Annotated in this window: 13 protein-coding genes; 7 read left to right on the top strand and 6 right to left on the bottom strand. The window is 49.9% G+C overall.

Annotated elements, in window-relative coordinates:
- Nucleotides 1-79: 79 nt before the first annotated feature.
- Nucleotides 80-1,783: a 1-acyl-sn-glycerol-3-phosphate acyltransferase gene (locus IAQ59_RS17175; RefSeq protein ID WP_209332072.1), complete on the top strand. Its 1,704-nt coding sequence runs from the start codon at nucleotides 80-82 to the stop codon at nucleotides 1,781-1,783.
- On the top strand, nucleotides 1,755-2,813 hold the full coding sequence (locus tag IAQ59_RS17170; RefSeq protein ID WP_209332071.1) for an NAD(P)H-dependent glycerol-3-phosphate dehydrogenase: 1,059 nt from the start codon (nucleotides 1,755-1,757) through the stop codon (nucleotides 2,811-2,813). The genes IAQ59_RS17175 and IAQ59_RS17170 overlap by 29 nt, the downstream gene beginning before the upstream one ends.
- A 75-nt stretch (nucleotides 2,814-2,888) precedes the next feature.
- On the opposite strand, the gene IAQ59_RS17165 is transcribed toward IAQ59_RS17170, so the two are convergent.
- From IAQ59_RS17165 to IAQ59_RS17155, 3 genes are all read right to left on the bottom strand, one after another.
- Nucleotides 2,889-3,674: a phytanoyl-CoA dioxygenase family protein gene (locus tag IAQ59_RS17165; RefSeq protein WP_209332070.1), complete on the bottom strand. Its 786-nt coding sequence runs from the start codon at nucleotides 3,672-3,674 to the stop codon at nucleotides 2,889-2,891.
- An 84-nt stretch (nucleotides 3,675-3,758) separates the two neighbouring features.
- Nucleotides 3,759-4,997, bottom strand: coding sequence for a M48 family metallopeptidase (locus IAQ59_RS17160; protein ID WP_209332069.1), 1,239 nt, complete (start codon nucleotides 4,995-4,997; stop codon nucleotides 3,759-3,761).
- A 15-nt stretch (nucleotides 4,998-5,012) separates the two neighbouring features.
- Nucleotides 5,013-6,089 carry a PorP/SprF family type IX secretion system membrane protein gene (locus tag IAQ59_RS17155; protein WP_483414095.1) on the bottom strand — a complete coding sequence of 359 codons (1,077 nt, stop codon included), beginning with the start codon at nucleotides 6,087-6,089 and terminating at the stop codon, nucleotides 5,013-5,015.
- 53 nt (nucleotides 6,090-6,142) lie between these two features.
- Here IAQ59_RS17155 and IAQ59_RS17150 point away from each other — a divergent pair, with 53 nt between their 5' ends.
- The 3 genes from IAQ59_RS17150 (at nucleotide 6,143) to IAQ59_RS17140 (ending at nucleotide 15,152) form a co-directional block, all read left to right on the top strand.
- A complete protein-coding gene (locus tag IAQ59_RS17150) occupies nucleotides 6,143-11,338 on the top strand; it encodes a T9SS type B sorting domain-containing protein (protein WP_209332068.1) in 5,196 nt (1,731 codons plus the stop codon).
- Between the two features lie 3 nt (nucleotides 11,339-11,341).
- Complete coding sequence (yaaA, locus tag IAQ59_RS17145) at nucleotides 11,342-12,094, top strand: peroxide stress protein YaaA (RefSeq protein WP_209332067.1); 753 nt, start codon at nucleotides 11,342-11,344, stop codon at nucleotides 12,092-12,094.
- Between the two features lie 364 nt (nucleotides 12,095-12,458).
- On the top strand, nucleotides 12,459-15,152 hold the full coding sequence (locus tag IAQ59_RS17140; RefSeq protein WP_209332066.1) for a T9SS type B sorting domain-containing protein: 2,694 nt from the start codon (nucleotides 12,459-12,461) through the stop codon (nucleotides 15,150-15,152).
- 24 nt (nucleotides 15,153-15,176) lie between these two features.
- Here the strand turns inward: IAQ59_RS17140 and IAQ59_RS17135 are convergent, their stop codons facing one another.
- Nucleotides 15,177-15,347, bottom strand: coding sequence for a hypothetical protein (locus IAQ59_RS17135; RefSeq protein ID WP_209332065.1), 171 nt, complete (start codon nucleotides 15,345-15,347; stop codon nucleotides 15,177-15,179).
- A gap of 342 nt (nucleotides 15,348-15,689) precedes the next feature.
- On the opposite strand from IAQ59_RS17135, the gene IAQ59_RS17130 reads away from it, so the two are divergent.
- Entirely contained in the window at nucleotides 15,690-16,562 is an 873-nt protein-coding gene (locus IAQ59_RS17130; RefSeq protein ID WP_209332064.1) for a helix-turn-helix domain-containing protein, read from the top strand.
- A 95-nt stretch (nucleotides 16,563-16,657) separates the two neighbouring features.
- Here the strand turns inward: IAQ59_RS17130 and IAQ59_RS17125 are convergent, their stop codons facing one another.
- The gene (locus IAQ59_RS17125) at nucleotides 16,658-17,080 is read right to left on the bottom strand and encodes a c-type cytochrome (RefSeq protein ID WP_209332063.1); all 423 of its coding nucleotides are present in this window, start codon (nucleotides 17,078-17,080) and stop codon (nucleotides 16,658-16,660) included.
- Nucleotides 17,081-17,219: 139 nt separating this feature from the next.
- Here IAQ59_RS17125 and IAQ59_RS17120 point away from each other — a divergent pair, with 139 nt between their 5' ends.
- Nucleotides 17,220-18,539, top strand: a complete 1,320-nt coding sequence (locus IAQ59_RS17120) for an amidohydrolase (protein WP_209332062.1) — start codon at nucleotides 17,220-17,222, stop codon at nucleotides 18,537-18,539.
- Between the two features lie 69 nt (nucleotides 18,540-18,608).
- Here IAQ59_RS17120 and mtaB read toward each other — a convergent pair whose 3' ends face one another.
- Nucleotides 18,609-19,928, bottom strand: a complete 1,320-nt coding sequence (gene mtaB / locus IAQ59_RS17115; protein ID WP_209332061.1) for a tRNA (N(6)-L-threonylcarbamoyladenosine(37)-C(2))-methylthiotransferase MtaB — start codon at nucleotides 19,926-19,928, stop codon at nucleotides 18,609-18,611.
- Between the last annotated feature and the right edge of the window lie 198 nt (nucleotides 19,929-20,126).

Below are 20,126 nucleotides of genomic sequence, written 5' to 3'. Positions count from 1 at the left end.
AAATCCTTCATCAACGGGGCTATTTTAGCAAGGAGGGGATGGGATTTTGTTATCTTTGTGTCCATAAACTTCGAGAAACTTGACCGACGACTATATAAAACGTGCTTACGAACCCATTCTTCCCCGCAAGGATGAGTGGCCGGTGGTGAAGCTTGCCAAAGACCGGAAGGCGTTTATCAAGCAGGTGACCGATGCCAGTGTAGGCCGGATTTTGGAATCCACGGGTAATCAGCCCCACCACCTGAAGGAAGAACTGGAAACGGTGCTTTACCGGGAACGGATGCGCTTGAAGCAAAATCCCTGGCTGGTAGATCCGGACGATGAGCCCTTGTTTTGGAGTAAGATCAAGTCGTCGCTACTGGCGGTGGAAAAGGAGCAGCAGCTTACTCCTGATGATAAGCGGAGCGCATATATGGAGATCTTAGAGACCATCGTGCGACGCTATGTGGAGGAAATTGCCGGAAATTTCAAACATGCCCATTACAAAATGACCCGGAGTTTGGTCACCTTTGGATTCTCCAGGTTGCTCAATGCAGCAAGGGTCAAGGGGATAAAGTCTTTTTTCAGCAATCAATACAGCCTACAGGATAAGATTCAAATCATCGGCGAGACGGATCAATTGCGTGATTTGGCGTCCAAAGGGACCATCGTGATGGTGCCTACCCATTTTTCCAATTTGGACAGCATCCTGATAGGGTGGACGATCAGTACGTTGGGCTTGCCGCCGTTCATCTATGGTGCCGGGCTCAATCTGTTTAATATACAGATTTTTGCCTACTTTATGGATGCACTCGGGGCCTATAAGGTAGACCGACGGAAGAAGAACCTGGTATATATAGAGACGCTAAAAACCTATTCCTGCGAAGCCATACAGTTTGGGTGTCATAGTTTGTTTTTTCCCGGAGGTACGCGCTCCAGAAGCGGCAATATTGAATCGAAGCTGAAACTTGGATTGCTCAGCACTGCCGTGGAAGCACAGCGCATCAATTTTCAAAAAGGCCTAAACGATGTGTCCGGAAAAATATTCATCGTGCCTGTGACGATCAACTACCACTTTGTACTGGAAGCTCCCAGTCTAATTCATGAGCACCTAAACCTCACCGGTCAAGAGCGGTATTACAAGGAGTCGGACGAGTTTTCAACTTCCTACAAGATCTCCAAGTTTTTGGTGAAATTTTTCACAAAGGGCTCTGATATATCGGTTTCCATCGGCAGAGCCATGGACATCATGGGCAACTACGTGGATGCCGAAGGAAGAAGTATGGACAAGCATGGCAGGATAGTGGACTCCAGGGATTATTTTGTATCGGGTGGACAAGTTACCGTAGATACACAACGGGAAGAGGAATATACCAAAGCGCTGGGCGAACGGATCGTGGAAGAGTTTCATAAAATCAACCGGGTTTTTAGCAGCCATTTGGTCGCCTTCACTGCCTTTAACCTGATCAAGCGGGCAAACCGAAAGCTGGACTTCTTCAGCTTATTGAAGTTGCCTGAGGAAGATATCGCCATCCCATATGAGGACTTCAAGTCAGCTTGCGAGCGCGTATTGAGCGGTATTCGACAGTTGAAGGAGGCGGGAAAGGTACATATGGCACCCCATCTAAACGATGACATTGAACGCATCATCCAGCATGGGTTGGAAAATGTGGGCATGTATCACGCAAAGAGACCCTTGGTTCGAAACAAATCGAATGTGATTCTAACGGAGGATATGAACCTGTTATATTATTACCACAACAGACTGCAAGGCTATGAGCTCGAAAAGCTTTTTAAGGGATAAACCCGTGGGGGTGATCGGCGTGGGTAGCTTTGGTGTTGCCATTGCCAATTTGCTGGCGGAAAAAAATCGGGTGTTGGTATATGCTAGAGATCCCGAAGTGGTCGCCGAAATTAACGCCACCCATACGGCTAGAGGCAGGGCACTTGATCCCTCCGTGGTGGGGACCAATGACCCCGAGCTAATCTGTGACAGGTGCGATATCCTGTTTCCCATGATACCCTCAGGTGGTTTTCGAGAAGTGATGCGCGTTTTTGCCCCTTTTCTGCATCCCTACCATTTTTTGATCCATGGCACCAAGGGATTGTCGCTTAACCTGCCCGAAGGTCAGACGATTGAAGAGGTAACTCGAATTGGCCGGGAGAATATTTCCACCATGAGTGAATTGATCCTGGATGAAACCGTTGTAGTGAGGGTAGGCTGCCTAGCCGGCCCTAACCTAGCCAAGGAGCTCATGCTCGGGCAGCCTGCCGCCACGGTAGTGGCCAGTCGCTACAAGGAGGTGATCTTGGAGGGACAGCGATTACTACGGTCGGATAACTTTCAGGTGTACGGCAATTCCGATATCATCGGTGTAGAACTCAGCGGGGTGCTAAAAAACACCATTGCCATTGCCGCGGGAGCTCTTTCCGGCTTGGGATTGGGGGAAAATGCCAAAGGCCTGCTGGTCTCGCGCGGAATGGTAGAATTGATTTATTTGGGCCATGCCCTGGGGGGCAGCACGCAATCCTTTATTGGTCTAGCAGGAATAGGGGATTTGGTGACTACCTGCAATTCTACCCTGTCGAGAAATTTCACTGTGGGGTATAGGCTCGCCAAAGGTGAACAACTCACCGATATCGTGGCAGATATGGAAGAGGTGGCCGAAGGCATCAATACGGTGCGGCTGATCAAACTTTTTCTGGAGAGCACCGATCTGCGGGCGCCTATCACCGAGAATTTATATAAGGTGCTTTTTGAATCATTTAAGGTGGAAACGGCGCTTCAGTACCTTATGAAATATCCGTTTAACGTGGACATTGATTTCCTCTGATCGGTAACGACAATCAGCGATTCAGGAGGAATTGGTTGGTAAGCCTACGTGTGGGTTGTACAATCGGTACTGTTTTTACAATACATCCAAGATGGCAGCACCTGGTTCTCCTATGCGCTTTAACGTCTCCGGCTTCAGGTAGCGTCGTTGGTCGCTTTGCTGTGGTTGATCCCTACGGCAGAAGTAGCTGTGTATGGCGCGCCTTGGATTGGCAGTGTGGTTTTGGGTCCCTCCATGCCAAGTGTGTGAATTGAAAATGACGACCGAACCGGCCTCTGCTTCGATGACCTGCTCTTCAGGATGGGCATCCATGGGGTTGTCCATAACATCTTGGGGGAGGTGTTGGCTTAGGTGGGTTCCGGGAACAAGACGGGTGGCTCCATTGGCCACGGAAAAGTCATCCAGTAGCCAAATGGAATTGCATACTCTGAAATCCCCTGCGGGTACCGCTTCCGGATAGTCGGCATGGAGCTTTTGGAGGCCCGCTCCGGGTTTTGCCGCACGGTAATTTAAGGAGGAGAGTTTTAGGTCTGTTCCCAAGACATGTTGGATGGCAGACAGCACCCGAGGATGTGTGTAAAAAACATCAAACTCCTCGCCTTTGTTGACCAAATCTCCGAGTCTGTCCGCTCCGGCTTCTTTGGGATGGCGGATAAAGGGTGATTCGGCCAGTTCACTTCCCGCCATTTCCCCTTCCGATTCTAAGAGGTTATGGATTTTTTCACGGATGGCGTTTAGTTGATCTTCATCTAGGATCTTCCCCAGGTTGAGATAGCCGTTTTCATCGAGAAAGTCTTTTTCTTCTTGGGTCAGGAGGCTTTCCGTTGCTCCGAGTAGGGTGAGTGCAGATTTGCTGTCCATGGCATTTACGGGTTGGGCTATTGTTGTTCGTGCTGTAGTCAAATTTAATCGAAAGTACTTCAATCTTGCAAGCATGGCCTGTTTTTAGCCGTTGCTTTCCAGTCGTTCCAATCGTTGCAACAGGGGGGGATGTGAATAATTCACAAAGACATACCAAGGGTGCGGGTTTAGGTTGGAGAGGTTGTTGACGGATAGTTTTTTCAAAGCCAGGGCGAGAGGTGCTCCCGAAAAGGTGTCCCGGGCAAAGGCATCCGCCTCAAATTCGTGTTTGCGGCTGAGTAGGTTCATCAACACGCCGATCAACCCGGAAAGGGGAGAGAACAGCATGGTAAAGCCGACCAAGTTGAGGTGCACGGCCATGTGGGAACCACCCAATGCAATGCTTAGGGATTCGCTAAAGATAAGAAGCGACAGCACATAGAGGATCAGTCCGGTCTGTAGGATTCCTAGCGCCATGTTTAGCGGGATGTGTTTTTTCTTAAAATGTCCAATCTCGTGGGCTAGTACGGCTACGACTTCGTCCGTCGTGTGCTGCGCGATAAGGGTATCGTAAAGGACCACTTTTTTTCGCTTGCCAAAGCCCGAGAAAAAGGCATTTGCTTTGGAGGACCGTTTGCTTCCATCTATGACAAATACATTGTCTAAAGGAAACCCAGCCCCACTGGCATAGGAAAGGATGGCCTGCTTAAGATCCCCGTCTTCTAAGGGAGTTAGCTTATTGAATAGGGGTAGGATATAGCTGGAAAAGAAGCCGTTTACCAAGATCATGAATGAGCCTATTACGATCCAAAACTGCCACCAAAAGGCTTCACCCATGTATTGGACCAGCAGGAGAAACGTGAGCAATAGCACTCCCCCGATAAGGATGGAAAGCAGATACCCCTTTAGCTTGTCCATGAAGAAGGTTTTCACCGTGGTCTGATTAAAGCCAAAGCGCTGTTCGATCACAAAGGTATGGTAGTAGTCAAAGGGTATTCCCAATAGGTCAGAACCAATATACAGGACCGCAAAATAGCAAACGGGAAGCCAAAGGTCGTGGGCGATGAATTGACTGAGGTAATCATCAAGCCAACCAAAAAACCCCACAAATAGGAATACCAGTGTAATCCCGAATGAAAAAGCACCGGCAAACAGCGAAAAATTGAAATTTGCCCGCTGATAGGCGCGGGTTTTTGCCAGCTTTTCGGATGTGACATACTCCTTTATGGTTTCCGGAATCGCACCTTCCTTCTGGCGGATGTTGAGCCAACTTAGCCATTTGGAAGAGATGAAATTCACCGAGATAATACCTATCAATAGGTAGGTTATCGTGCTTGGATCCATGATGGGACGTTTAGGTTAAAATTTAGGGCAAGGAAGAATGGTCGACCTTTTTAGGGGAGCACCGGGATTTTTCCGAGGGATCACGTAGGAGATGCTGATTTCATGCGCGCCCCCGGATTGAATCCCAAGCTGCGAAACCGTGTAGTCAAAGCTGTAGCCTATATTCAATCCGGATGGTAGGTTAAAACCTACCATCAGAACCAATGCATCCCGGTTGGATTGTTGCTCCACAGGTTTATAGGGAAGGCCTCTATACCAAAGCCCAAACAAAATCGGCTCCATGTAAAAATAGGCTCCTACATCCAATTGTTCAAAGGGGCCTTGTTTTTTGAAGTTTACGGTTGGGGTAAAGTACCTTTCGCGGTAGGTATGCGTAAAATCCCGCTTCATAGGCCCTTGCCCGAGAGAGATGCGGTATCCGGCGTGGAAAGAGTACTTCAAGGGCAAGTTGCTGATGCCGTCTCGAACAAAGCTCTGATTGGGTTGGTTAATGTGATGGCCTGTAAATCCCACCCAAAAGTCTTCTGTAAAAAAGAGACCGCCCAAGGAGAGGGACAACAGATTTACCGGCTCGCCGAAGCCCGCTAATTCCGTTCCCGGAAGGATGGGGCCAAAGGGATTGTTGGGATTAATTTGATTGGCAAATACCAGGTTTTCATAGAAACCGATATCCCTTCGCATGTAGGTGGCTTGGAATCCGGGTCTGAAGTAGGCACCTTCCGCCAAACGCAACTCGTAGGAGGCCATGCCCGAGAGCGAAGTGGAGTGTAGTCCGGCGGCACCTTCTACGTCGTTGGTGGCCAGAAAACCCACACCGGTGTTATATTCCTCCAGGTAGGTGTCGATGTATGCGGAGAAGGTATTGAAGTTGGCATCCAAGCCGGGCCACTGCGTTCGGTAATTGACACCGACCCGAGTAGCCAATTCAGATCCTGTAAAAGCGGGATTAAGAAATAAGGGAGCCGCATAGTATTGACTATAATGGGGGTCTTGGGCAAAGGATTTGGATGCCAATACCATAAACAGGAGGCTGAAAAAAACTCTATTTAATTGCGACTTAAACAATGATTTATTCGTTAATTGAATACTCAACAGGTAATAAACGGTTTGCCGCCTTAAAGCGTATTTAATGCGGCTGTTAAATTATGAAATCTCTTCCTAACTACATAAATCATGCTGTTTTTGTTTCCACGGCATTGATCTTATTACTTTTTCAGAGCCATGCTGGTTACGGTCAGGGATTTAATAACAATGAATGGATTTTTGGCTATTGCGAAGGAAGCGATAACAACTACCTGTCCTTCGGAAAAGATGGCACGGCCCGGGTAAAGAGCCTGTCCCAAAACATTGTCCTTGGCAAAGGTAATACAGCCATGGCAGTAGACCCTATTTCCGGAGAAATTCTTTTTTATACGGACGGTGCCTTGGTGTATAACTACCTGAATGAACCCATGCAGGGAATCATTGGAGAGCTTGGAGGGGACGAGACGGGCAGGCAATCTGTAGCTATCGCTGTACAGGATTTTAATCCTACCATCTCTGATAGCCGTACCTTTTACCTGTTTTTTATCAACCGTTCCGGCGAACTGGAATACAACATCGTGGACATGAATAATCAGGGCGGGGCGCCGGTAAATCAGCCTCCCGCCGGTGCGGTTACCGCTGGAGGCAGTCTGGGTGAGGCACAGGGGGCCATTGTAGTCCTTAAGACCCCCACCTCCGCCAGTCACTTGGTCAGCTATAACAACGGCAACCTCATGCTCACTAGGATTGAGGAAACGACCGGTCAATTCACCTCGCTTCAAAGTATTCCCCTGGACATAACGCCCAAAGCGTTTGTTTTTGACGAGGATACGGCCAAATTGATCGTTATTCCGCAGGATACCGGGGAGGATTTGTTGGTGTTTGATTTCGATGCCAGTGCAGGGACCTTGGGAGATCCCCTGCCGCTAGATGATACCGGAGGGGAAGAACCTATAGAAGGAGCTGCTTTTTCTCCAAACGGAGAAATGGTTTATTTTTCCAGGGGTGACGGGATTTTCAGAATTCGTACGGACGGTACCCAGGCCGATGAGTTTCCAGAAGAAGGGGAAAATGAGGAAGAGACCCCTGTCCCGAGCGGTCCATTGGCCGTTGATTTGGGTCACGCCAGTTACAGGATCTATGACTTGCGGGTGGGGCCCGATGGGCAGTTGTACTATATATACGAGGAGACAGAGGGCGGGCCGCAGTTTGTGGGTAGGATCAGCAACCCGGACGAGGAGGCCCTGATCGGCCTAGAGGGGGAACCGGACCCTTTTGAGGGGGCAGATTTTTGCGGCACGGTGTTTACGGTATTTACACCTACCATAGATGTGGGACCTAAGGTTGCTTTTACGTGGGAACCAGATGATCCCTGTATGAACAATCCATTGCTGCTTACCAGCCAAATTACGCCCCTCAATTACCGTCCCGTAAGCTTTGATTGGGAAATTTTACCTCCATTGGTCGATGAAGAAGGGGAGGAGATCGAGCTGGACCTGACGAAGGAACACCTACTGTTACCCCGGGAGGCTACAGCAGAACAACAAGTAACCGTTAGATTGACCGTCACCTTTGCGAATGGGGAAACCAGTGAAGTCACCCAAACGATCAATTTTCAGCAGAACGACTTACAAGTCCAGTTTAACCCTGCAGACACCACACTTTGTGATCCGGCTTGTATCGACTTGATGCCACTCGTGGACGTGCAAAGCGGCCAAGGTCAGGGCGGTCAAGGAGGGCAACCCGGTCAACCGGGTATTGGTGGGCCCGGTATTGGTGGGCCCGGTATAGGTGGTCCGGGTATAGGCGGACCCGGTATCGGAATACCCGGTATCGGAAACCCAGGCATTGGTGGTCCCGGTGGGGGAGGGCAGGGGGGTAATTACGAGTATTTTTGGTCCAACAAGCGGGAAGAGGGTTGGGGGCCTGAAGCGCCCAATGAGGTGTGTCGCCCGGGGTATTATTGGGTATTGGTGCGTGAGGTAGGGTCTACCTGTTATTCGTACGCAGGTATTCGTATTCAAATGTGGGATGTACAAGATCAGACCAATAACATTTGGTATTTTGGTGATGGGGCTGGTTTGGATTTTAATCCGGATCCGGATGACCCGGAAGCCCCCACCCCCAGGCCGATTGCAAATCCCCATCCGCAGAATATCCCCGCAGGGGTCACGACGGTATCGGATCAGGCAGGGCAGGTACTTTTTTACACCGATGGGCAAACGGTTTGGGATCTGAACGGAGACCCTATGCAAAACGGACTGGACATTGGAGGAGACAATCTCTCTGCGGGAAGTGTATTGGCGGTGCCGGTTTCTTCAGATGAAACGTTGTTTTACCTGTTTACTACCCAAACGGGAGCCAATGGGACGAGCGAAGTGAAGTTTTCCATGGTCGATATCAAGGGAGATAACCAGGAGGGTATCGGCAATGTGGTTACAAAGGATAACTTTCTGTTCAGTTCCAGCACTGAACATTCCGCAGCTCTTAACGCCGGTGATACCACGTGGGTGGCCTTTCACGAAGTAGGGAACAATACTTTCCGAATGTACCCGGTATCTGGGCAGGGGATCGGTCAGCCGGTTTTTAACTCAGTAGGTGGGGTACACGGGTTTGGCGGCAGTACCGGGGTGATGAAGTTTGCCGGCGACGGGTCCAAGCTGGCCGTCACCTACGTGGATGGGGGCACAAATAAGCTGCAGATCTTCGACTTTGACCAAAATACCGGGGAATTGACAGAATTTGCCCTGTTGGATTTGGGCACCGATGGGGAAGTGTATGGATTGGAGTTTTCTTCGGATAACTCCAGGGTCTATGTTTCCTATCGAAATGGAGGCCCCGGCGTGGAGGAATTCTTCCTGCAAAGCGTGGAGGATACCGACGAAACCGATCCGGACAATCCCGTTACTACACGCTGCCAAGAGTGTTTTGATACGGCACAGGGGCGGGCGGCGATCGAGCAGTGTATACTAGACAGCCGAGCGGTGGTGGATCAGACTGCGGGGTTGGATCTCGGTGCCTTGCAGGTAGGGCCGGATGGACAAATCTACGCAGCCGTGGTTGGGTCCAACCGCATTGGTCAGATTTTACCGGGCAATGCCTGTAACCCGAGTACCTTTAATCAAGATGGGGTGGAGCCGATGCCCGGAACCACCAACTTAGGGCTACCGGCTTTTGTGCAGCAATCGGGTTCCAGTATTCCTGACCCAGGGTTGTCGGGTCCGGACAGGCTATGCCTTGGTGCCGAAGAAGGGGCCGTGGGGCTGTTTGAAGGTGGGGGAGAGCCGGATATTGATTTGTACAATTGGAGGATCTACGATGAACAGGGAACCGTCGTGGATGAGTTTCTAAACGGTGGCGAAGATCTGCAAAATCTGGAATACCAATTCCAGACTGCGGGTATATTTACGGTAGAATTGGAGGTAAACCGTTGTGGAGAACCCTGGGATGAGCTATTTCGATTGGAAGTGGAGGTGGTTGATTCCCCGGACCTGATTCTTCCCAGCGACATCGCACTCTGCGGTGACTCGGTATTGGAACTGCTGGCAGTGGATCCCGAAGATCCACGAATAGACGAGTATGTGTTTCAATGGGTCAATGCGGCAGGAGACATTTTGGGTGACCAGAATATCTTGGAAGTTACCGAGGAAAGCATCTATACGGTTACTGTAGCCTATCGCGTGCCCGAGGATGTTGATCCGGAGCTGTTTCAGGCCTGCCCTGTTTCCAGGTCCGTCTTTGTGGGACCTCCATTTGAATTTGAAATTGATCAGTCAGCAGAGGAGGTTTGCTTGGGCGAGACGGTCAATTTTACGCCGAATACGCCGGTGGCCGGATCCTGGTCTATTCAACTACAGGGATCATCGGATCGCATCGCACTTTCCGATACACTGGCCCTGACGTTGGAAACCAGCATCCTTGAAGAAGCCGGAGATTACGAGTTGTTCTTTCTTACTGCCGATCCTTTGGACAGTACCTGCGTTTTTGAGCGATCTGCGTTTTTGCGGGTAAATGCCGGTCCGGCCTTTGACGTCATCGCTGTCTCACCGGCCGAAAGCTGCGAGATAGGGGATGGCTCGTTAGAAGTCCAGCCTCAGGTTTTACTGGACAGCTTGCTTGTGCCCGAGCTCGATCTCGTGTTCTTCGATGTGCTGGCAAACGACATACAGGTATTGGACGGATTGCAGCCCGGTGTTTACACGTTGATTGGGTATGCCAATGGTTGCGCTACTTCTCAGGCAGCCATTATCGAAAATGCCAACCCCCCTTCGGATGTTACCTTTGAGGTTGAAGTGAGGGACGAGGGATGTGGGCCGGAGGGGTCGCTGCCGGGTGGTATAGACTTGGTATTTCCCAATGGCCCGGCCTCCGGGTCATACGAAGTGGTGGGTCTGGATGACGGTGAGGTGTATACTGGTACGTTGGATTCACAGGTCGCCTTGTCCATCGATTTGCCTGCCGGCCGGTACACGGTAGCGGTCAGCGATGTGGGGGGCTGTGTGGTGCCGGCTCCTAGCGAAGTGGTGGTGGGCGAGTTTTCGGATACCGTAGAGGTGGAATTATTTAGCCCCAATCTGTGCGGTGAGGTACTTTCTACCAGCATTACCGCGTCCGGTGATTTTCTTTCCGTAGACAGATTTGCTTGGTTTAGGGAAGTGGATGGCGAGCTAACGGAGATTGTAGGAGAAGAGGATTTGGTGATTACCGTCGCCGAGGCAGGCAGGTACGAGGTCCGGCTTTACAACGAGTTTGATTGTATCTTGGGTAGTGAGACGATCGAGATTTTGCAGTCAAACAGTACGGCGCCGATTTTGGATCCCAGATACGTTATTTGTCCGTTGGATGGGAATCTTACCGAGCTGATAGGTGGTGCGTTTGCCTCCTATTCCTGGGTATTGGACGGAGAGGAACTGAGCACCGAGCCACAGTTTACTCCCACGTTGCCAGGTTCTTATGAGTTGCGGGTCTTGGATGAGGCTGGATGTGAATTTGTGGCTCCGTTTGAAGTGGAAGAGGACTGCGAAATCAACGTGACTTTTCCGAATGCGATCATTCCGGGTAGCCCAACCCGAAACTTTGTGGTTTACACAAAGGGTCCCATTGATTTGCTGGGAGTTTTTATATATAACCGGTGGGGAGAGTTGATCTTTTACTGTGAGGAATCCAATCCCTCGCAGGAGGTGGCATGGTGCGCTTGGGACGGATACGTAAATGGGCAAAAGGTTCCCGTGGGAACATATCCCGTGGTTGTAAGGTTTAGTAATGAGCAGCAACAAATCAATCAAACCATACGAAAAGCAATAGTTGTAATTGAGTAAATTATGTTGATTTTAATTTCGCCAGCCAAAACGCTGGACTTAAGTGAAAGCCCGATAGAACTACGCACCAGTCCGGATTTCAAAAGAGAAATAAAGGAACTGGTGGCCATTATGAAAAGAAAGAAGCCAAAGGACATCAAGGAATTAATGCACGTGAGTGATAATTTGGCTGAATTGAACCACGAGCGTTATCAGCGCTTTGAAGATGATTTTTCAGCAGAAAATGCCAAACAAGCCTTATTGGCTTTTAAGGGAGATGTTTATACCAAGATCGATGTGGCTAATTTCACAGCAGCTGATTTTGAATTTGCACAACAGCATGTGCGTATTCTTTCCGGGCTTTATGGCTTGTTAAAGCCTTTGGATCTGATACAGCCCTATCGATTGGAGATGGGGGTGAAGCTGAAAAATAAGAAGGGCAAAGACCTATACAGCTTTTGGGGAAGTAAGATTGCCAAGGCCCTAGACGAAGCTGCAGAGGCGGGAATAGTGGTCAATCTGGCCTCTCAGGAGTATTTTAAGGCCGTAGACCGTAGCAGCCTACAGGCACAGGTCATCACCCCAACGTTTAAGGAATATAGAGATGGCACTTACAAGGTGATCGGACTTTTTGCCAAGCAGGCACGAGGGATGATGACGGATTTTGCGATCAAAAACCGTCTGACCAATCCGGAGGCCTTGAAGACCTTTCAGGAAGAGGGGTACGAATATGCCGATACCTTGAGCAGCGAAGAGGAATGGGTCTTCGTACGGTGACGTAGTTTGGTCAGGTTTTCTATTACATTTAAATAAAATGTACGCGTTAAAGGATAGGTTTGAATGGCAGTTGCAATTTTTTACGAAGTTCTGTAGGAAAGCAATGTCTTGATTCACTTGGGCTGCATGCCACCTAAATAAAGGATGGAAGTTGGTTGAAATTACAGCTTTGACTTTTTATTAAGCCCTGTATGGATTTATCTTTGGGTACGGATTTTGTTATTGCTGTTCCGCGACCTTCCGGAAATCCTACCGAATGCATACCAGGCAGTGTAAATGGAGATCGGCATCTGGAGCGTCTCATCCATCCGCCTGAATCGGGAAAAGTAGTGGCACATGTAGAACATAATATACTGATTAGTACATGAAACTAGGGTTTAGTCTGAGCCTCTTCACGATCCTTCTCTCGGTAGGTTTCGCCAGTTTAGTCACTGTTTGGGAGTTTCCTTCGCAGATTTCAGGGACGTTTCAGGCACGGCCCGAGCAAGATCCGGAGCTGGTGGGGCCAACTGCAATCTGTTTGACCGGTTCGGCGTTTTTTGCCACGTTTTTTGGGGCTGGAGATCCTGGTACCGATCGTTATGTGTGGAGCATTACCGATGCTGCGGGAGAGGAGGTCTATTATCAGACCGGTGGAGCGGATTTTCAAGAAATTGAATTTCCCTTTACTTCGGAAGGCGTGTATACCGTTAGTTTACAGGTGATAAGAGGCGATGACCAAAATTTTTTCCGTTCTTCTCAACAGGTGGTGGTGGAGCGTGGCCCCCGTTTTGTCCTTAGGCCAGATTACGTTTTTTGCGGAAATGACCCTGTCCGCATGTTTGCCATTGATCCCAATGAACCGAATTTCAACAGCTTTTCGTTTGAGTGGTATCGGACTCAGGGACAGGTTTTGGGAACTGAAAACAGTTTTTTGGCCACCGAGCCGGGCAGGTATTATGTACGGGTGGTCTCGCAGGCCTGTGAGGTGACGGCTAGTACATTTGTGGGGCCTTCCATTGAAGTGCAGGTGCAAGCGTCAGCGGTCAGAGCTTGCCTGGGACAATCGGTGTTTTATACGCCGGATATCCCGGTGCTGGCTCGATGGGCCTATCAAAAGCAGGGGGAAAGCGGAATTACATCCCTTGGAAATGCCTTTGCCTTGGACTTAAATACCGATCGTTTGGATGGAGTAGGCCAATATACGATTTTTTTCAACGTGGACGACCCTGATCGACCCGGGTGCTCCGTTGAGCAACGGTTTAACCTAGAGGTTGTGGAGGGTGCGGGTGGTTTTTCACTCACCAAGTTACAGGATTCCGACGGGTGTGGGGTGGCCAACGGATCTTTTCAAATAGCTGTCACTACGCCATTGGATGCCATAACTGTTTCGGGGGGGCAGGGAACGATTAACAACTTGGGAGCGGGGGTTACCCGCATTATTCAAAATCTGGAACCCGGGATTTATTTCGTCACAGGAAGGGTAGGAAACTGTACCTTTTCCAGGAATATTCAGATAGGGAACTCCGACTTGGACGAGGCAATTCCGTTTACCGTAACGGCCGTTGATCAAACCTGTTCGGCTTCGGATATTAACTTGGGGGCGTTATTGATTGATTTTATGGGTACTCCCCAATCTGGAAGGTATAGGGTCATCAGTGCGCAAGGCCGGGATTATGCCGGCGCATTTACCAATACCACGGAGCTGACCGTTCCAGTGCCGGCCGGATCGTATGAGGTGGAAATCAGCGATGGATCCAATTGCAACAGTACCGGTGCAACGGTGTATGAGGTGGAGGGAACCGGACAGGTCGATTTTTCGGTTCCGGCAGACCTTCGTGTATGTGTTTCGTATGAACTGGTGCCAGAGAGTACACAGCCGCTACGCTACACCCTGACGCGACCCGATGGGACCCAAGTAGGAGGAGTGACCGGTGATGGCTTCACCATCGATCAAAGCGGTACCTATCGTTTAACCGGCTCCGCTTCTGACGCCAACGCTACAACTTGTCCACGAACCCGCACCTTCGAAGTGGTGGTAAGTCAACCCGTGGAGTTTGAGCCCGTCTTCAGACAGGTGGATTGTTCGGGTCGGCAAATGTATACTGCTGAGCTATATGACAGAAACGTGAATGAGGTTTTTATTCGCTGGTATTCAGAGGACGGTACCATCGTTGGGCGGAGTACCCAGTTTTTTCCTCCTTCGCCGGGAAACTATTCCCTGGAGGTGCAACCACGTGCCAGTAGTTCCTGTGAAGTGACCCCGGTGCCGTTTGAGGTAGTGGTGCCGTTGCGTTCTACCGAGGTAGCCATAGAAGCTACTCCTTTCTGCGGGGAGGATGTGTTCAGCACCCTGTCCTTGAGCATTGGGGATCCCGAGGTGGTCAGAGCGATCGAGTGGTTTAGGCAGGATGATCAGGGAGAATGGGTTTGGTTGCTGGAGTATAACGACCTGGAATCCATCGATGTGACAGAGGTAGGCTTGTACCAAGCAGTGGTGCGAAATGAAATAGGCTGCAGGTTGGGTACGGCAGAGTTTGTACTGGAAAGGGTTACCCCAGCTCCCATATCTCTGGATGACAGCTATGAAATATGCAGTGACGAGGGCATTTTTCCTACCTTAACGGTAGAAGGGTATTCTACCGCGGAGTGGTATTTAGACGGAGAGCTGATTAGCGATCAATTGGCTCTGACAGTCCCTGCCCCGGGAGCCTATGAGGTACGTGTATTCACGGAGGAAGGATGTGAGCAAACCAAGGCTTTTGAAGTCACTGAAGGGTGCGTGGTAATGATCCGGATGACCGATGCGATGGCGGCGGGTGAACCAAGTAGAGATTTCAGGGTGTATGCCAATGAGGGGATCGATGAAGTAGAAGTGTTTATCTTTCAACGGACCGGGGAGCTCATCTATTACAGCAAAAATTCGGTTTCAGGATCCCTAACGCCGGTATGTACTTGGGACGGCATACTGAATGGTAGCCCCGTTTCCGTTGGGACCTATCCAGTGGTGGTACGATATCGCAGTGCCAGTTTAGGATTGGACGAGGTGTTAAAGCGATCTCTGATAGTGGTCAAGTAGGCTAGAAGGTGTAGCCGATATGGATCACGATGCCATAATCAATGTTTTCGCCCTTGAAATGGAGGTTCCGTATCGGATTCTTTTTAGCTTCCCGACAATAGGGGCCTGCCTGGCCAAAAACACCGTATCCATGGTCTGCGCCAGTCCATCGCCGAGCAGCAGGGCAAACAACAAGGTTCCAAGCCAGCCCTTCATGGTAAGTAAAAATAATTTTTATAAAGCATAGGTGCTCAAACACTTAAATGACGAAAAGTAGGAAATGCACCGAATTGTGGCAATGGGTTAGATTGGTGCTGATTTACATTAATCAATAGGTTTGTCATTGTTTTTGGTTGGATGGTTATCAATTTTTAGGCCAGTTGTATTGGTGGGACAGGCTAACGGCCCTTTGAAAGATCAGGGTAAACGCAGTTTTTAAAGGCTGCTAGATTAGCTAAAATCGGATCAGTTATAGGGATCGGTTATTTTTTTGCTTGTATTTACTTCGTTGTTTGCGTATTTTGGTTTTATCGATAAATAATTGAACACCCACTAACGATGCATAACCTTACCTTTTTTCCCGTACACTCCTCCCTTCGCCCCTACGTCAGCGGGTATATGCTCTTCGAATACGATTACGTTGTACCTGATTCTCCGATTTTTTCTCCAAAGGGTACGGCAGCCTTGACGATTCCCATCGAAGTATCCGAAGGTAACTTCCTTGCCTATCCCACACCACTGGATAGGCATTATTTTGAAGCGGGTGTTCCCCTCCTGTTTGGGCAGATGAGCCGTGTGGGCTATGCTTATAACGTGGGTCGGTTTAAGTCATTTATTATTGTGTTTACACCTACCGGTCTTTTTTATTTCTTAGGAGGGCCGGTCGACAAGCTGACGGATAAAATCGTGGATCTGGAGCAGCTTGGGTTGTCCGGGTTGAAGGAGCAACTTCGGACCCTGTTTGCCTCTTCCCAGTGCCCTAATGGCTGGGTAACGGGACTTGATGCCCTGTTGTCAGCTTGGTTTTTGCGGAGAGGTGCACAAAAGCAATGCTTGGATGTCTCTTCGATATGCGATGAAATAATCCGCCGAAAAGGGGATCTTGCCCTCGATGCGAAGGGTTGTGGAGTTCGCGTGTCAAAGCGTACCTTTCAGATCCATTTCAAACAGCAAGTGGGCATCTCGCCAAAACTTTTCTGCCGCATCGTACGCTTTAATGCGCTGATAGACGCCATGCATGCCGCAGAAAAGTTTGACCTATTAGAGTTGGTGGTGGCCCACGGCTATACGGATGGCTCCCACCTGCACAAGGATTTCAAGGATTTCTCCGGCCTAACTCCCAGGCAATACCTGAGAACCCATTTCGTGATCAACCAAGGGGTAGAGCGGATTTTGGTAAAAAACAAAGGTAGGTTCAGCAGTGATGGCTAGCTGTACCATCATTTCGTCTTTAAACAATATTTTTTGAGTATAGTCATGTAGAAAACGGGCAGGAGGCCATTATTTCATGGATCCGGCAACGGTTTTTATCTATTGCCTATGGACAGCACATAGGTGGCCATGGCTTGGGCATCTTCAAATTCGATCTGCGGATGGGGCGACATGACCGGGTAGCCCCAGGAACCCGTACCGCCTGATATAATTTTGCGTGCCAAAAGGTCTATATAGACCTGCCGGCGGGGATACCGTTTGGCAATGTCGGAAAAGGAAGGGCCCTTTGATCGGCTTTCCCGCTTGTGGCATTCGAAGCAATCCGAGTAAGCGATAAGGACTTCCCCCCGTTGGATCAGTTCCTGCGGCACCTCCTCATCTTCTCCTGCTATCGCCCGGATATAATCTTTTGGTATATTGGCCGCTTGTTCCACTTCATTGCCGTTCGAATCCCCGCACCCGAAGCCAATAAAGGCAAAAAGCAGTATCAAAAAGGAAGTCCGACAAAAACAGTTCATGGTAGTAAGAAGCATTTTAATTTGATATTACGCAAATCTAACATAAAAAGATTAAAACATCCTTTATTAAATCCCAAAAAGATGCTGGAAAACTAGTGCCCAATCCGTAACTTTCCTTTTCAATGAATTCCGTATTCCTATGAAGCATTTTCTTTTCTCTGCCAGTTGTGTATGTTTACTTTTCATCACGCTCGGATTAGCCGGGGTATCTCCGGCTCTTGCCCAGTCCAGCTTATCCCTAGCCATCGACCAAAAAGCCGAAACGCTGGAAGGGCAGGTGGTTGCCTGGAGAAGGGATTTTCACCAGCATCCGGAGCTGGGGAACCAGGAGGTCCGTACAGCGGCCATTGTGGCAGGGCACCTGCGGTCGTTGGGAATGGAAGTAACCGAAAAAGTTGCCGTCACGGGGGTGGTTGGGATATTAAAAGGTGGGAAACCTGGGCCTACGGTCGCCCTGCGGGCGGACATGGATGCCCTTCCGGTGACCGAGCGGGTGGATGTACCCTTTAGGTCTACCCAGACGGCCATGTATAACGGGCAGGAAGTGGGGGTGTCCCATGCCTGTGGGCACGATTCCCATGTGGCGATATTGATGGGCGTTGCGGAGACCTTGGCTTCTATTCGCGGCGAGCTCTCCGGCACCGTCAAGTTTATATTTCAGCCGGCAGAAGAAGGAATGGATGACCTGGACACCTGGGGAGCCAAGCAAATGGTGGAGGAGGGCGTCATGAAGGACGTAGACGCTATCTTTGGTTTGCATATCAATTCCCAGACACCCGTAGGTACCATCAAGTACCGATCCGGTCCTGCCATGGCAGCCGTGGACAACTTGGAAATAAAGGTAATTGGCAAGCAAGCACACGGAGCCTACCCCTGGTCTTCGGTAGATCCCATCGTAACCGCCTCGCAGATCGTCCTTGGACTACAAACGGTCGTAAGCCGTAGCGTCAATGTGACCGAGATCCCGGCGATTGTCACCATTGGGTCCATGCACGGGGGAGTCCGGCACAACATCATTCCGGAGGATGTAGAGATGATCGGCACCATCCGCACTTACAGTGCAGCCCAGCAGGAGTTGGTTCACCGAAGGATTTTTGAGATAGCCGCAGGCATTGCCCAAAGTGCCGGAGCGCAGGCGGAAGTCAACATTCGGAAAATGTACCCCGTTACCTACAACGACCCCAGTCTGACGGCCAAAATGTTGCCCACCCTGGAGCGCGTGACAGGACCGGGAAGATTGGTAGAGCATGAGTTGATCACGGGTGCAGAGGATTTTAGCTTTTACCAGCAGGCCAAGCCAGGACTGTTTGTGTTTTTGGGCGGGATGCCGGCCGATGGAGATCCTTTAAAGGCCCCGGCCCACCACACGCCGGACTTTTTCCTCGATGAAAGTGGGTTGATACTCGGGGTGAGGGCCTTGAGCCACCTTGCCGTTGATTTCCTGCAAAGCGGAATTTGATCTGGAAAGGTAAGCCCAAAGGACTCTATCTAACGATTAAATGACTAATAAATAGCAGGAAATAATCGATCAGTGCTTTTCGAATACGACCTCAGGTTCGACTACATTCACCACGCCTTGCTCGTTGATTTCTGTCAGGGTGACGGTTTTGATTTCATTGATCAGCAAGGGGTCGTATTTGGCGCTTACCCGTACGTAGTTTTCGGTGAACCCGTGCATCATGCCGTTTTCGATGTCCTCTTCAAAGAGTACTTTCCAGGTTTTGCCCAAGTTCTCTTCGTAAAACTTCCGCTTTTTCTTCTCCGAAAGAATGCGCAGCATCTTAGAGCGCTCGTTTCGTTTTTTCATGGGCACCACGTCCTCCATCTCCGCGGCGCGCGTATTGGCCCTTTCGGAGTAGGTAAAGACATGGAGGTAGGAGATGGGCAGTTCATTTAAAAATTGATAGGTCTCCAGAAACAGTTCGTCGCTTTCTCCCGGAAATCCCACTATCACGTCCACGCCGATGCAGCAGTGCGGCATCAACTGTTTGATCTTGGCTACACGATCCTCGTACAGTTCCCGTAGGTAGCGCCGCCCCATTTTTCGCAGGATGGTATTGCTGCCGGATTGCAGGGGGATATGAAAATGCGGCACAAAGCGCTTTGAACCGGCCACGAATTCGATGATCTGATTCGTCAGCAGGTTTGGTTCGATTGAGGAAATCCGGAAACGTGGGATACCATCTACCTCGTCGAGCGCTTTGACCAGATCGAAGAGCCGTTCTTTGCGCTTCCCTTCCTGAATCCCGAAGTCGCCAATGTTTACACCGGTGAGTACGACTTCTTTTACAGTGGAGTCCGCGATGCCCTGTGCCGTGGCTACGACTTGGGCCACGCTGTCGCTACGGCTTTTTCCCCTGGCAAGAGGGATGGTGCAAAAGGCACAGCCATAATTACACCCATCCTGTACCTTTAGGAATGTGCGGGTGCGGTCGTGCATGCTGTGGGAGGCGTGGAAGGTGTCGGCATCTTGGATTTCGGAGGCCAGGACCTTGGTTTCTTGGGCATGCGCAAAATCGTCGAGCAGCTCGATCAGCCTAAACTTCTCGGCAGCACCCAATACCGCATCTACGCCCTTTATTTCCGCTATTTCCTGCGGTTTTAGCTGGGCATAGCAGCCGATGATGGTCACGTAAGCGTGGGGGGAGATCTTTTTTGCCTCCTTTACGATCTTCTTGCACTTCTTGTCGGCATTTTCCGTCACCGAGCAGGTGTTGATGATAAAAATGTCGGGGTTTTCCTCGAAACCGACCTTCTCATAGCCCTTTTGCTCAAACATACGGCTGATGGTGGAGGTTTCGGAATAATTCAATTTGCAACCCAGTGTGTAGAAGGCGACTCGTTTCATCTGTTTATAATTGTTTTTCAGCGGTCACAACATGTTCCGGTTTATCGGGATGGAATCCCTGCGGCAGGCAGGTCGCATGGTGGATAGTCATCAAATTGTGTGTCGCTTGCTTCATGCGCGATTTCAAAGCGGCTTGATTCATAAACCGGCTGCAAAGGTACGCATTCTGCCGAAGTTTTCAATTTTCGCAATTTTTCC

The organism is Lunatimonas salinarum (genome assembly GCF_017811155.1).
In the GTDB taxonomy this organism is placed as follows: Bacteria; Bacteroidota; Bacteroidia; order Cytophagales; family Cyclobacteriaceae; genus Lunatimonas; species Lunatimonas salinarum.
This window is presented reverse-complemented; position numbering and strand designations above follow the sequence as displayed.